This window comes from Xanthomonas sp. JAI131 (assembly GCF_013410075.1).
Classification (GTDB): Bacteria; Pseudomonadota; Gammaproteobacteria; order Xanthomonadales; family Xanthomonadaceae; genus Xanthomonas_A; species Xanthomonas_A bonasiae.
On record NZ_JACCCN010000003.1, the window covers coordinates 349,032 to 362,059 of the forward strand.

A 13,028-nucleotide genomic window follows, 5' to 3' on the forward strand; every position below is an offset into this window, starting at 1 on the left:
CTCGGTGCCGCCACTGGCCGGCTCAGGGCCGGGAGGCTGGCTCGATGCGCTGTTCGATCGCGCCGAAGATGCTCACTCCGTCACGGTCCAGCATCTCGATCCGCACCACGTCGCCGAACTTCATGAACGGCGTGCTCGGCTGGCCGTCGCGCAGCGTTTCCACCACGCGCAGCTCGGCGAAGCACGAGGCGCCGCGCGTGGTGTCCTGGTTGGCGATGGTGCCCGAACCGATCACCGCGCCGGCCGCCAGCGGCCGCGTCTTGGCCGCGTGCGCGACAAGTTGGGCGAAGTCGAACTGCATGTCCTCGCCGGCTTCCGGCGCGCCGAACCAGGCGCCGTTGATGTGGGTCAACAGCGGCAGATGCAGCTTGTTGCCGCGCCAGGCCTCGCCCAGCTCGTCGGGGGTCACGAACACCGGCGACAGCGCCGAGCGCGGCTTGGACTGCACGAAGCCGAACCCCTTGGCCAGTTCGGCCGGGATCAGGTTGCGCAGCGACACGTCGTTGACCAGCCCCACCAGCTGGATATGCGCGGCGGCCTGCTGCGCATCGACCGCCATCGGCACATCGTCGGTGACCACCACGATCTCCGCCTCCAGGTCGATGCCGTAGTCCTCGCTGACCACCTTGACCGCATCGCGCGGGCCATAGAAACCGGCGCTGACCGCCTGGTACATCAGCGGATCGGTGTAGAAGCTCTCCGGCACCTCGGCGCCGCGCGCGCGCCGCACCCGCTCCACGTGCGGCAAGTAGGCGCTGCCGTCGAGGAATTCGTAGGCGCGCGGCAACGGCGCGGCCAGCGCGGCGAGGTCCAGGTCGAACTGGCCGTCGGCGCTGCCGTCGTTGAGCGACTCGGACAGCGCGTTCAGGCGCGGCGCAAGATTGCTCCAGTCCTCCAGCGCGCGCTGCAGGGTCGTGGCGATGCCGGTGGCGCGCACGGCGCGGGTCAGATCGCGGGAAACGACGATCAGGGTGCCATCGCGGCCGCCTTCCTTCAGGGAACCTAGCTTCATGTCCGTCCAGTGCTGGGGAGCTGATCGGGCGATTGTACGGCCAGACCGCATATTGGTTGCAACTGAAACGGAATTGCCGACTGTCGGATGGTTCACTGCGACTTTTGTGCAACGCGCCAATTCAGCGTAGACTGGCCAGGTCTGCATGCGGCCGTCCGTTTCCCTTAGGGATCGCCGGCGAGGCCAGGATCGTTTCGATCCGCTCGCCCGCCCCGCCCGACGCCTTTCGTGGTGCCGACAAACCCGAGCGCTGTCTGCTCCGGGTTGATCCACCCTCTCGCAGCGCGGTTCACGGGAACGCTCCGAGCCTCACCCAACTTGCGTCTTCCCGCCGGGCATGTCCCGGCGACGGCGCGTTATCCGGAGCTTTCCTCGATGTCGTTCGAATCCCTGGGCCTGGCGCCCTTCCTGCTGCGTGCGTTGGCCGAGCAGGGCTATGAAACCCCCACCCCGATCCAGTTGCAGGCGATTCCGCTGGCGCTGGCCGGCCACGACCTGATGGCCGGCGCGCAGACCGGTACCGGCAAGACCGCCGCGTTCGGCCTGCCGCTGCTGCAGCACCTGGGCACCTCGCCGCAGCCGGTCGGCAATGGCGCACGCAAGCCGCGCGCGCTGATCCTGACTCCGACCCGCGAGCTGGCCACCCAGGTGCACGACAGCCTGCGCGGCTACAGCAAGTACCTGCGCATCCCCAGCACCACCATCTACGGCGGCGTCGGCATGGGCAACCAGCTCGACGCGCTGCGTCGCGGCGTGGACCTGCTGATCGCCTGCCCGGGCCGCCTGCTCGATCACCTCGAGCGCCGCAGCGTGGACCTGTCGGGCATCGAGATCCTGGTGCTGGACGAAGCCGACCGCATGCTCGACATGGGCTTCCTGCCCTCGATCAAGCGCATCCTGGCCAAGCTGCCCAAGCAGAACCGGCAGACCCTGCTGTTCTCGGCGACCTTCGAGGAAGGCATCAAGCAGCTGGCCCGCGAGTTCATGCACAACCCGCAGGAAATCCAGGCCACGCCGAGCAACACCGTCGCCGACACCATCACCCACCGCGTGCACCCGGTCGACGGCACGCGCAAGCGCGAGCTGCTGCTGCACCTGCTGGCCGCCGATTCGCGCATGCAGACGCTGGTGTTCGCGCGCACCAAGCACGGCGCCGACAAGCTGACCATGTTCCTGGACAAGTCCGGGCTGAAGACCGCCGCGATCCACGGCAACAAGAGCCAGGGCCAGCGCCTGCGCGCGCTGAGCGACTTCAAGGCCGGCCGCATCACCGTGCTGGTGGCGACCGACATCGCCGCGCGCGGCATCGACATCGACCAGCTGCCGAAGGTCATCAACTACGACCTGCCGATGGTCGCCGAGGACTACGTGCACCGGATCGGCCGCACCGGCCGCAACGGCTCGCAGGGCGAGGCGGTGTCGCTGGTGGCGCAGGACGAGGCCAAGCTGCTGCGTGCGATCTCGCGCATGCTCAAGCGCGAGATGGACATCCGCGACGTACCGGGCTTCGAGCCGTCCACGCCGATCCGTTGGGGCAACAACAATCCGGCCGACGAGCGTCCGGGCGGCCAGCGTCCGCCGCGCAAGAGCACGCACGCACGGCGTCCGCACGGCGACGCGCCGCGCCCGCACGCGCATGCCGGCGCCAAGCCGGCCGGCGGCGCCCAGCCGGGCGGCGCACGCCGCCAGGGCGAGCGCCGTCGCAGCGGCGGCCAGCCCAGCGCCGCGCGCTAAGCGCAGCCGACCGCAGCACCACCAACGCCGCCTCCGGGCGGCGTTCGTGTTTTCGCGACGCGCCGCTGTCGCGGGACCGCAGCAGTACCGGCGATGCGCCGGCCAATTCCCACGCCACCTACAATGACGCCATGGACATCTTCAAGAGTTTTACCCTGGAGGCAGCGCACCGCCTGCCCAACGTCCCGCCCGGCCACAAGTGCGCACGGCTGCACGGGCATTCGTTCCGGATCGAGCTGCACGTCAGCGGCGAACCTGGCGCCGACACCGGCTGGGTCATGGACTTCGGCGACATCAAGGCCGCGTTCCGTCCGATCTACGACCGCCTCGACCACCACTACCTCAACGACATCGAGGGACTGGAGAACCCGACCAGCGAACGCCTGGCGATCTGGATCTGGGAACGGCTCAAGCCTGCATTGCCGCTGCTGAGCGAGGTGGTGGTCCACGAGACCTGCACCTCTGGTTGCCGGTATCGCGGTCCTGCTTGAGGCGGGGAGTCGGGATTGGGGATTGGGGATTCGCAAGGGCGGTTATGACGGGACCTGACGGATGTCGGGTGGCCGGTCCGATCCGAGCGGCCGGTGGGCGCAATCGGTGGCTATCCGATGGGCGGACGAGCCGTGCCGGAGCTGGCCAACCGGGCGCCAACCCATTGATCTGAAAGTCAGTTTAAACGAAACCTGAGCGGCTTCAGAAAATTTTGTTGCATTGCAGCAGAATGCGCGTATGTTGCACTGCAACAGCAAATCGGCATTCCCCTGGAGTTGCATGATGTCCGCTCAATTCAACGATCAGTTCAGCAGCTACACCCAGCAGTTCGCCGCCGCCGCCTCGCGCGCCAACCGCCTGGCGCTGGAAAGCGCCGAGAGCGTGTTCGGCGTGCAGCTGAAGACCTTCGAGAAGAACGTGACCGCGACCACCGGCTTCCTCGGCGAGCTCACCGAAGCGCGCGACCTCGGCAGCGTGCAGTCGCTGTGGCCGAAGGGCCTGCAGGTCGCCCGCGACAATTTCGAGCGGCTGGCCACGGCCAACCAGGAAGTGTTCGGCCTGGGCCTGAAGACCTCCGAAGCCATCGGCCAGCTTGCCAAGAGCCAGTTCGAGGCGGCCAGCGACCAGGCCGCACCGAAGGCCAAGACCAAATAAGTCCACTGCGGCGCAGCCGCACGACTGACCAGTGGTACGCGCGGGTCCCTCCCCCCGCGCAGCCAAGACCCGGTAGATCCCTCCCTCTACCGGGTCTTTTTTATGGCCGGGATTCGGGATTTGGGATTCGGGATGGACAGCCTGCGGCTGTCGAAGAGCGGGCGGGATCGGGGGGCGCAAGTGCGGGCATTCCCGCGCGTCTTGCCAAAATCCCGACCACGGAAGCCCGCTTTTACGATTCCCGATTCCCCATTCCCAGCTCTTGGGCCTCGGCCCGAAGTTCCAGTCCGGCGTCAGGGCTTGAAGCCTCTTCTTTACAACAGGCCTTTCCTCCCGGAAGCGGTTCCTGCGCTGCGCGCGTTTCCGCCCAGGCGCCGATTCAGTCCTGCGCTGTCTGCGCGCCCTGCCATGGGCGCAGCGACGCCGCCAGCGCCGCCGGGTCCGGATGCGGCCGATACGGCAAGCGTCCCCAGCACGGTATCGGCAGCCGCTCCTGCAGCATGCGCACGTTGGCGTCGATGCGCTCCATCGCCGGATCGATCTCGTTGCCGATCCAGCCGATGCAGCGCAGGCCGTCGGCGGCGATCGCCGCGGCCGTGAGCCGGGCGTGGTTGAGGCAGCCTAGGCGCAGGCCGACCACCAGCACCACCGGCAGCGCCAGCGCGCGCGCCAGATCGGCCTGCTCCAGGGTCGCCGACAGCGGCGCCGCCCAGCCGCCGACGCCTTCCACCACCACCACGTCGGCTTGCGCACGCAACCGCGCGAAGGCGTCGGCGATCGGCCCCATTTCCACGCACACCCCGGCATCGGCGGCGGCCAGTTCCGGCGCCAGCGGCAGCGGCAAGGCGTAGGGGTTGAGGTCGGCATAGTCCGGGCGCGGCATGCTCGCCGCCTGCAGCGCCAGCGCATCCTCGTTGCGCCAGCCGTCCGCGCTGCGCTCGCAGCCGCTGGCGACCGGCTTCATGCCCACCGCCGTCTGCTCGCGCGCGCGCAACGCGTGCAGCAGTGCGGTGCTGGCGACGGTCTTGCCGATGCCGGTATCGGTGCCGGTGACGTAGAAGGCGGGGAAGCGCATCGTGGCAGGATCCTCGAGGTCGGCGCATGCGGCGCGGGCGCGCAGGATAGCCGGCGCGCCGCGCCGCGTCAGCGCTGCCCGGCCTTTCGCCGGTGCGCCCGGGACTGGCGCCTCGGGCTACCGCTCTGCCTCGCGCCTCGACAGGCGCCGGCGCACAGGCCGCCATCGGCCGCTGCTAGACTCGCGCGATGTTCGCTTCCTCTTCGCTCACCGGCAGCAAGCCGGAACAGTACGCCCAACTGCTCGCCCAGGCCCGTTCCCTGGTCAGCGGCGAGCCCGACCGCATCGCCAATGCCGCCAACCTGGCGGCGCTGGTATACCACGCGTTGCCGCGGCTGAACTGGGTCGGTTTCTACCTGTACGACGGCAAGGAACTGGTGGTCGGGCCGTTCCAGGGCCTGCCCGCCTGCGTGCGCATCCCGCTGCACAAGGGCGTGTGCGGCGCCGCCGCCAGCACCGGCCAGACCCAGCGCATCGACGACGTCGAGGCCTTTCCCGGGCATATCGCCTGCGATGCGGCATCGCGCTCGGAACTGGTGGTGCCGCTGCTGCGCGCTGGCGAGCTGATCGGCGTGTTCGACCTGGACAGCCCGGACCTGGCGCGCTTCGATGCCGACGACCAGCACGGCCTGGAAGCGATCGCGCAGGTCTTCGTCGACGCACTGCGATGAGCCGGCGATGAGCACCGAAAAACTGCGCAACATCGGCCCCAAGAGCGCGGCCTGGCTGCGCCAGGTCGGCCTGCGCACGCAGCAGGACCTGGCCGCGGCCGGCGCGGTCGGCGCGTTCCTGAAGGTCAAGCGCGCCGGCTTCAAGCCCAGCCTCAACCTGCTGTATTCGCTGGAAGGGGCGCTGACCGGCTGCCATTGGCAGGAACTGCCCGAGGCGCGGCGCGCGCAACTGCTCGGCGAGCTGGACGCCGCGGCGGCGCAGTTGCCGGCGCAGCGCGGCCTGCCGGTGGCCGGACCGGTGGCGACCACCCATTTCGACCGCGACGGCGACCGCAGCGACACGCCCTATGCGCAGGACGCGTACGACGCATCCGACGACCACGAACGCGACGACGGCCACGCCAGCGAGCGCGACGACGGCTGATCCGCGCGCAACAGCGGCGATCGCGTACAATCGCGCCGCTTCAAGGTGACCTGCCGGCTCCGGCCTGCAGGTTGAAACGGGAAGCCGGTGCGTCTTGCGACAAGGCCGGCGCTGCCCCCGCAACGGTAAGCGATCCGCGCTGACGACTTGCGCCACTGTGCCTCGGGCATGGGAAGGCGTCGCAGCCGGGAGTCCGACTCCCAGATCGCCAGCCCGGAGACCGGCCTTGCAGTTCACTGGTTGCGATGCGGAGGGCGTCGCGGCGTGCCGCGCCGCGTCTGGCGCCGTCCGCTTGCACCTTCCGTTCGCGACTCCTTCGCCGTCACAGCGCGTCCGCGCGCCGGAGTTGCCCCATGTCGTTCCGCCTGCTTTCGGTCGCGATCGCGTCCGCCCTGTCCCTGCCCTCGCTGGCGCTCGCCGCCGATGCCGCCACCGACCTGGACCAGGTCCTGGTCACCGCCACCCGCACCCAGATCTCGGTCGAGGACAGCGTGGTCCCGGCGCAGGTGATCGACCGCGCCGAGATCGAGCGCAGCCAGGCCACGTCGCTGGCGCAGCTGCTGCAGGGCCGCGCCGGCATCGGCGTCTCCAACCAGGGCGGGCTGGGCAAGCTGACCACGCTGAGCCTGCGCGGCAGCGAATCGGATCACGTGCTGGTGCTGGTGGACGGCGTGCGCATCGGCTCGGCCAGCGCCGGCCTGGCCGCGTTCCAGGACCTGCCGCTGAGCCAGATCGACCGCATCGAGATCGTGCGCGGCCCGCGCTCGAGTCTGTACGGCTCCGATGCGATCGGCGGCGTGATCCAGATCTTCACCCGCCGCGGCGGCCAGGGCCTGCAGCAGAACCTGAGCCTGGGCGCCGGCAGCAACGGCCTGCGCGAGGCCAGCGCCGGCTTCAGCAACCGCGGCGAGCGCGGCTGGCTGTCGGTGCAGGGCGGCTACCAGAAGACCGACGGCATCAATGCCTGCAACGGCTCGGCCACCCTGTTCGCCGGCTGCTACGTCGACGAGCCGGACCGCGACGGCTACCGCAACACCTCGCTCAGCGCGCGCGGCGGCTATGCGCTGAGCGACACGCTGCGCATCGAAGGCCAGGCGCTGAACATCGACAGCCGCAACGAGTACGACGGCGATGCGCTGTTCGCCGGCAACGAGGCCGACAACACCCAGCAGGTGTTCGGCGGCAAGCTCGACTGGACCCCGTCCGAGCGCGTGCACCTGGCCGCGCAGCTCGGCCGCAACACCGACCAGGCCGACAGCTACTACCACGCCGCCGGCAGCGACACGCGCAGCTTCGTCAGCACCTTCGACAGCCGCCGCGACACCGCCTCGCTGCAGGGCGACTTCGGCCTGGCCGAAGGCCATCTGCTCAGCGCCGGCGCCGACTGGCAGCGCGAGGAAGTCACCGGCACCACCGCCTTCGACGTGGACCAGCGCGACAACACCGGCGTGTTCGCCGAGTACCAGGGCCGCTTCGGCGCGCAGCAGGTGCAGGCCAGCGTGCGCAGCGACGACAACGAGCAGTTCGGCCAGCACACCACCGGCAGCCTCGGCTGGGGCCTGGCGCTGGACGGCGGCTTCAAGCTCACCGCCAGCCTCGGCACCGGCTTCAAGGCGCCGACCTTCAACGACCTGTACTACCCGTTTTCCGGCAATCCGGAACTGAAGCCGGAGAAGTCCAAGAGCGGCAACCTGGGCGTGGCGCAGTACGCCGACAGCTGGAACTGGACGTTCAACGTCTACGAGACCCGGGTCGACGACCTGATCTCCTACGATGCCGCCACCTTCCTGCCGGTCAACGTGGACAAGGCGCGGATCCGCGGCGCCGAGCTGACCGGCTACGCGACGCTGGCCGGCTGGGAACTGTCGGCGCAGCTCAGCCACACCGATCCGCGCAACCGCAGCGACGGCGCCAACCGCGACAACTGGCTGGCGCGGCGCGCGCAGGACACCGCGCGGCTGGACGTGGACCGCGGCTTCGGCCCGGTCAAGCTCGGCGTCACCGCGTTCGGCAGCGGCCACCGCTACGACGACGCGGCCAACAGCGTGCGCCTGGCCGGCTACGGCACGCTGGACCTGCGCGTGGAATACGCGTTCGCGGCGGACTGGACGCTGCAGGCCAAGGCCAGCAACGTGTTCGATCGCGACTACCAGACCATCAGCTGGTACAACCAGCCGGGCCGCGAGTACGCGCTGACCCTGCGCTACGCGCCGGCGGCGCGCTGAGCCCCCGCAGCGGGCTACGCCGGACGGCGTGGCCCGCTGCGCATGCATTCATCGCAGGCATCCGCGCGCGACGCGACGTGTCTCGCCCAACGCGGGTTCGGCGATCGGGCGCCACCGGCGCCGCTGGCAACATCCGTCGCGTCTGACGCCGCGCCATAGGCTTCGCCGTGCGTCGCGCGGCATGGCCCAGGCACCGCCTTCAGGGCATGGGGGACGACGTCCGCGCTTCCTCGATGAGCCAGTCCGCCAGCATCTGGATTGGCGCATCGTTCAACCGGATCGGTTCCGGCAGCACAAGACAGAAGGTCTTGGAGATCGACGTGCCGTCGGGCCATGGCGCAACGAGCCGCCCGGCGGCCAGCTCGGCCGCGACATAGAGGCGTGGTACCAGCGCGACACCGAGACCGGCCAGCGCCGCCTCGATCGACATCGCGTGGAGATCGTAGCGGGCGCCGATCGCCGGATGCGTCAGCCCCATTCCGGTTTCCTGCGCATAGCGCTGCCAGGCGTCCGGGTTCTGGCGGCGATGCAGGCGTGGCAACGCGTCGAGCGCCGTCGCGGCGTCTTTTCCAGCGAGCAGCGCCGGATGGCAGACCGGCACCAGCACCTCCTGCCACAACCGATGCGTGCGCATCCCCGTCCAGGCCGGGTGCTCGAAATGGATGGCCGCATCGAAACCGCTGCCGGCCAGGACGAAAGGCTGCATGCGCTCGGCCAGATGCACGGTGATGTTCGGGTGCCGGGTCTGGAAGTGTTTCAGGCGGGGAATGAGCCAGCGTGTGGCGAAGGTCGGGAGCACGGCGATGTCGAGGCTGGCCCCGTCGCTGCGCTGGCCCATCAGGTACTGGCTGTCGCGTTCCAGCCGGTCGAGCGTCTCGCGCACCTGTGCCGCATAGCGCTCGCCGTTCGGCAAGAGCCTGACCCGGTTGCCGATCCGGGCGAACAAGGTGACGCCCAGAAAATCTTCCAGCCGGCCGATCTGGCGGCTGATCGCGCCTTCGGTCAAGGCAAGTTCCTCGGCCGCACGCGCGAAGCTGGCATGCCGGGCAGCCGCCTCGAATGCCATGAGCGCGGAGTGGCTGGGAATCTTGCGGCGCATGTACGGCTCCAACGCGGTGATACGGCATTCGACCCGTCCACCATGACATCGAGTCACTGAAGCGTGATCGAATATCGATATTCGCGCTGAAAACGCCGGCCTACCATGAGCGGACATCAACGAAAGGCAAGGCCGACGCAATGATCTACACGGTGGAATGCAGCTTTGCCGATCCCGCCAGCGAAGCGGAATGGAACGACTTCTACAGCCTGGACAAGCTGCCGGCGCTCATCTCGGTGGAGGGCTTCCACAGTTCGCAACGCTTCAAGGCCTTGCGCCGCGGCTACCCCACCTATCTGGCAGTGCACGCGATCGATGGCCTGCACATCCTGACCGGCGAGGACTATCGCCGGAAGGGCGGCGGCAACTTCGCACGCTGGCAACAGCACATCGTCGACTGGCATCGCAACCTCTACGCCGGCCTCGATCGGGCCCCCGCCGTGGGCAGCCACGAAGTCCTGTTGTCGAGTGCCACCGGCGCCGAGCCGCTGATCGGGCTGGGACTGACTCCATGCGCCATGCATGCGGTGGAACTGGAGAAATGTCCGGAGCGCCGCTGGCTGGCGACGCTAGACCGCACCAGGCTGCCTGCGATGGATCGGCTGCCGGAGGACGTGCACGTCTACGCGCCGATGACCGCGCAATTGACCAGCGGCCACGGCAGCGCCTCCGACGTGGCGCGCTAGGACGACCGATGCCGAACGTCACCCTCTTCCTGCCGGCGCACACGATGCCGCCGGACACGGCGCTCTCGGGCCTGACCGAGCAATGCACCGACCTCTGCACGGGCCTGCTTCTCGCCGCTGTGGAGAACGTGCATGTCATCTACGTCCCGGTCCTGCATGGTCGCGGCCACCCCATCTTCGCGGACGTCCGCTACCGGCTCGCCGCGACGCGCACGCCAACGGTCATGGCGCAGTTCATGGAAGGGCTCGATGACGCCATCCGGCGAGCGACCGGCTTCGCGGCCCGCATCCGTTGTTTCGGCTACGCGGCGCACTGCATCCATGCACGCAACTGATCGGCGATCCGGAGAAATGCGATGACGAAGGACGTTTTTCCGAGCCAGCGGATCGGCGATTTCACCATCACCGCCATCAGCGACGGCTATCTGCGCGTCGGCCTGGACGCGCTCTTGAACGTGGACCCGGCCGACGCCCTGCAACTGCAGACCGATGGGCGGGCGGAAGACGCTTCCGCAGTCCATATCAACTGTTACGTGGTGCGTGGTCGCGGCCGCACGATCCTGATCGATGCCGGTGCCGGCGGCTTCAAGCAATGGGGCGGCCGGCTGTTGGACAACCTGTCGCTGGCAGGTCTGCGCCCCGCACAGATCGATGCGATCCTGCTGACCCATGCCCATCCCGATCATGTCGGGGGACTGATCGCGGCATCGGGAGACGTCGCCTTCCCGAACGCCGAACTCGTCGTGCAACAGCGGGAGATCGCGTTCTGGCAGGACGACGGCAACCTGAGCCGCGCTGCCGCGCGCGCCCGCGGCAATTTCCTGCTCGCGCGCCAGGTGTTCGACGGCTATCGCGACAGGCTGCGCATCTTCGATGCAGGCGAGGTGTTGCCTGGCATCGCCGCCCTGCCGCTGCCAGGGCACACGCCCGGACACACGGGCTATCGGCTCGACGCCGGCGATCGCAGTCTGCTGGTCTGGGGCGACATCGTGCATTTCCCGCAGATCCAGGTGCCGCATCCGGAGGTATCGATCGTCTTCGACCAGGATCCGGTGCTTGCAGGCGCGACGCGGTCGCGGCTGTTGGATCTGGTCAGCACGGAGCGGCTCCTGATCGCCGGCATGCACTTCGGCGAACTCGGCTTCGCACGCATCGAGCGAACCAACGCGGCCTATGCTGTGACCTACGCGGCATGAGAGCGGCGTCTTCTCCGTCTGCGGATCGGGAGGTCGCGGCAGATCCGTGATGGCTGAGGCGACGACCGCCGGGTCGGCGCCGGCCAACGCGGCCACGCCGCGGCGGTTACGTTGCAGGCGGCGAAACGGTCCCCTGAGCGCGATTGGCAGCCCGCATCACCCCAGTGCCAGCAGCTCGCGCATGTCGTCCATCAGCAACACCACGTCGGCCGTGGCCAGGTCCAGGTCGCGCGGATAGCCGTAGCGCACCAGAGCGGCCGGCATGCCGGCGGCGTGCGCGGCCTGCAGGTCGGTGCCGGAATCGCCGACCATCAGGCAGTGCGCCGGCGGCTGCGCGAACTGCTGCGCCAGGTGCAGCAGCGGCAGCGGGCTGGGCTTGCGCTCGGGCAGGCTGTCGCCGCCGAGCGCCGCGGCGAACGCATCGGCCACGCCGAGATGGCGCAGCAGCGGCTGCACGAACGCCGAGGGTTTGTTGGTGCACAGCGCCAGCGTGACGCCGCGCGCGCGCAACTGCGCCAGCGCCTCGGCCACGCCCGGATACAGGCGCGGGCTGCGCAACAGGCATTCTTCGTAGTGGCGCATGAAAGCCGGCATTACCGCGTCGATCGGGGTGGCGTCGTGCGCATGCCGCCATGCGGTCTCGACCAGTTTGCGCACGCCCTCGCCGATCCAGCCGAGCACGGTGGCTTCGGGCACGCGCGCCAGGCCGAAGTCGGCCAGGGTGCGATTGAGCGCTTCGGCGATATCGGCGCCGCTGTCCACCAGGGTGCCGTCCAGATCGAACACCACCAGCGCGTACGGAAATGTCATTTCAGTCCTCTGTGCGAAACGCGGCCTGCATTGTAGGCGCCGCGCTCAGTCGCGATCCCAGTACGGCACCTCGCCGAAACGCGCGACCAGGAAATCCAGGAACGCGCGGACGATCGCCGGCTGCTGCCGGCGCGAGGCGTACACGCCGAAGATGTCCATCGTGTCCAGTTCGTGGTCGGGCAGCACGCGCTGCAATTCGCCGCTGCGCAGCAGCGCCGCGGCCTGGTAGGTCGGCAGCATGGCAATGCCGGCGCCGGCGCGCACCGCCTCCAGCAGCACGGTGGCTTCGTTGGCGGTGAAGTTGCCGCTCACCGCCACCGATACCGGTTCGCCGCGGTAGCGCAGCGGCCATTCGTGCCTGCCCACGTAGTGATGGCCCAGGCAGTTGTGCGCGGCCAGGTCGGCGGCGCTGTGCGGCGCGCCATGCCGCTGCAGATAGGCCGGCGCCGCGCACAGCACCGAGCGGCACACGCTCAGGCGCCGCGCGATCAGCCCAGGGTCGACGCGGTGGGAAATGCGTACCGCCAGGTCGATGCGCTCCTCGACCAGGTTGACCGTGCGATCGGCCAGCAGCATGTCCACCCGCGCCTGCGGGTAGCGCGCCACGAACTCGGCCGCCGCCGCGGCCAGATGCGCCTGTCCGAACGAGGCCGAGGCGGTGACGCGCAGCTGTCCGTGCGGCTCCGGGTCGTCGCTGGCCAGCTCGTCGCGCAGCGAGGCGCCGATCGCCAGCATCGGCCGGAACCGCGCCAGCGCGGTCTCGCCGGCACCGGTCAGGGTCACCCGCCGCGTGGTCCGGTGCAGCAGGCGCGCGCCGAGCCAGCGCTCCAGTTCGGCCAGATGGCGCGAGACCATCGCCCGCGACAGGTCCAGCGCCTCGGCGGCCGCGGTGAGACTGCCGCGCTCGGCGACTTCGACGAACACCGCGATCGCGGTCAGACGGTCCATTT

13 protein-coding genes, 1 pseudogene and 1 riboswitch are annotated in these 13,028 nt (G+C 69.3%); of the genes and pseudogenes, 9 read left to right on the forward strand and 5 right to left on the reverse strand.

The window, feature by feature from the left end:
- Positions 1–22: 22 nt before the first annotated feature.
- Entirely contained in the window at positions 23–1,012 is a 990-nt protein-coding gene (locus HDC36_RS14505) for a fumarylacetoacetate hydrolase family protein (protein ID WP_179568642.1), read from the reverse strand.
- Positions 1,013–1,387: 375 nt separating this feature from the next.
- Here HDC36_RS14505 and HDC36_RS14510 point away from each other — a divergent pair.
- The 3 genes and pseudogenes from HDC36_RS14510 to HDC36_RS14520 all read left to right on the forward strand — a co-directional run.
- Positions 1,388–2,698, forward strand: a pseudogene (locus tag HDC36_RS14510) (DEAD/DEAH box helicase); the annotation flags it as partial.
- 179 nt (positions 2,699–2,877) lie between these two features.
- Entirely contained in the window at positions 2,878–3,237 is a 360-nt protein-coding gene (queD, locus tag HDC36_RS14515; RefSeq protein WP_179568646.1) for a 6-carboxytetrahydropterin synthase QueD, read from the forward strand.
- Between the two features lie 283 nt (positions 3,238–3,520).
- The gene (locus HDC36_RS14520; RefSeq protein ID WP_179568648.1) at positions 3,521–3,892 is read left to right on the forward strand and encodes a phasin family protein; all 372 of its coding nucleotides are present in this window, start codon (positions 3,521–3,523) and stop codon (positions 3,890–3,892) included.
- A 379-nt stretch (positions 3,893–4,271) separates the two neighbouring features.
- On the opposite strand, the gene bioD is transcribed toward HDC36_RS14520, so the two are convergent.
- On the reverse strand, positions 4,272–4,967 hold the full coding sequence (gene bioD / locus HDC36_RS14525; protein WP_179568650.1) for a dethiobiotin synthase: 696 nt from the start codon (positions 4,965–4,967) through the stop codon (positions 4,272–4,274).
- A 188-nt stretch (positions 4,968–5,155) separates the two neighbouring features.
- On the opposite strand from bioD, the gene HDC36_RS14530 reads away from it, so the two are divergent.
- From HDC36_RS14530 to btuB, 3 genes are all read left to right on the forward strand, one after another.
- Positions 5,156–5,638 carry a GAF domain-containing protein gene (locus HDC36_RS14530; protein ID WP_179568652.1) on the forward strand — a complete coding sequence of 161 codons (483 nt, stop codon included), beginning with the start codon at positions 5,156–5,158 and terminating at the stop codon, positions 5,636–5,638.
- Positions 5,639–5,645: 7 nt separating this feature from the next.
- Positions 5,646–6,062, forward strand: a complete 417-nt coding sequence (locus HDC36_RS14535) for a TfoX/Sxy family protein (RefSeq protein ID WP_179568654.1) — start codon at positions 5,646–5,648, stop codon at positions 6,060–6,062.
- Positions 6,063–6,088: 26 nt separating this feature from the next.
- A riboswitch (cobalamin riboswitch) is annotated at positions 6,089–6,306 on the forward strand.
- Between the two features lie 109 nt (positions 6,307–6,415).
- Positions 6,416–8,287, forward strand: a complete 1,872-nt coding sequence (btuB, locus tag HDC36_RS14540; protein ID WP_179568656.1) for a TonB-dependent vitamin B12 receptor — start codon at positions 6,416–6,418, stop codon at positions 8,285–8,287.
- A gap of 199 nt (positions 8,288–8,486) precedes the next feature.
- Here btuB and HDC36_RS14545 read toward each other — a convergent pair whose 3' ends face one another.
- Positions 8,487–9,386 carry a LysR substrate-binding domain-containing protein gene (locus tag HDC36_RS14545; protein WP_179568658.1) on the reverse strand — a complete coding sequence of 300 codons (900 nt, stop codon included), beginning with the start codon at positions 9,384–9,386 and terminating at the stop codon, positions 8,487–8,489.
- A 140-nt stretch (positions 9,387–9,526) separates the two neighbouring features.
- On the opposite strand from HDC36_RS14545, the gene HDC36_RS14550 reads away from it, so the two are divergent.
- The 3 genes from HDC36_RS14550 to HDC36_RS14560 are packed head-to-tail and all read left to right on the forward strand — an operon-like array spanning position 9,527 to position 11,268.
- A complete protein-coding gene (locus tag HDC36_RS14550) occupies positions 9,527–10,072 on the forward strand; it encodes a sugar ABC transporter (protein ID WP_179568660.1) in 546 nt (181 codons plus the stop codon).
- 8 nt (positions 10,073–10,080) lie between these two features.
- Positions 10,081–10,407 (forward strand): hypothetical protein, encoded by a 327-nt coding sequence (locus tag HDC36_RS14555; RefSeq protein WP_179568662.1) that lies wholly within the window; start codon positions 10,081–10,083, stop codon positions 10,405–10,407.
- A gap of 21 nt (positions 10,408–10,428) precedes the next feature.
- Positions 10,429–11,268: an MBL fold metallo-hydrolase gene (locus HDC36_RS14560; protein WP_179568672.1), complete on the forward strand. Its 840-nt coding sequence runs from the start codon at positions 10,429–10,431 to the stop codon at positions 11,266–11,268.
- Positions 11,269–11,424: 156 nt separating this feature from the next.
- Here HDC36_RS14560 and gph read toward each other — a convergent pair whose 3' ends face one another.
- Both gph and HDC36_RS14570 read right to left on the reverse strand, forming a co-directional pair.
- Positions 11,425–12,078 carry a phosphoglycolate phosphatase gene (gene gph, locus HDC36_RS14565; RefSeq protein ID WP_179568680.1) on the reverse strand — a complete coding sequence of 218 codons (654 nt, stop codon included), beginning with the start codon at positions 12,076–12,078 and terminating at the stop codon, positions 11,425–11,427.
- Between the two features lie 45 nt (positions 12,079–12,123).
- The gene (locus tag HDC36_RS14570) at positions 12,124–13,026 is read right to left on the reverse strand and encodes a LysR family transcriptional regulator (RefSeq protein ID WP_179568682.1); all 903 of its coding nucleotides are present in this window, start codon (positions 13,024–13,026) and stop codon (positions 12,124–12,126) included.
- Positions 13,027–13,028: the final 2 nt, after the last annotated feature.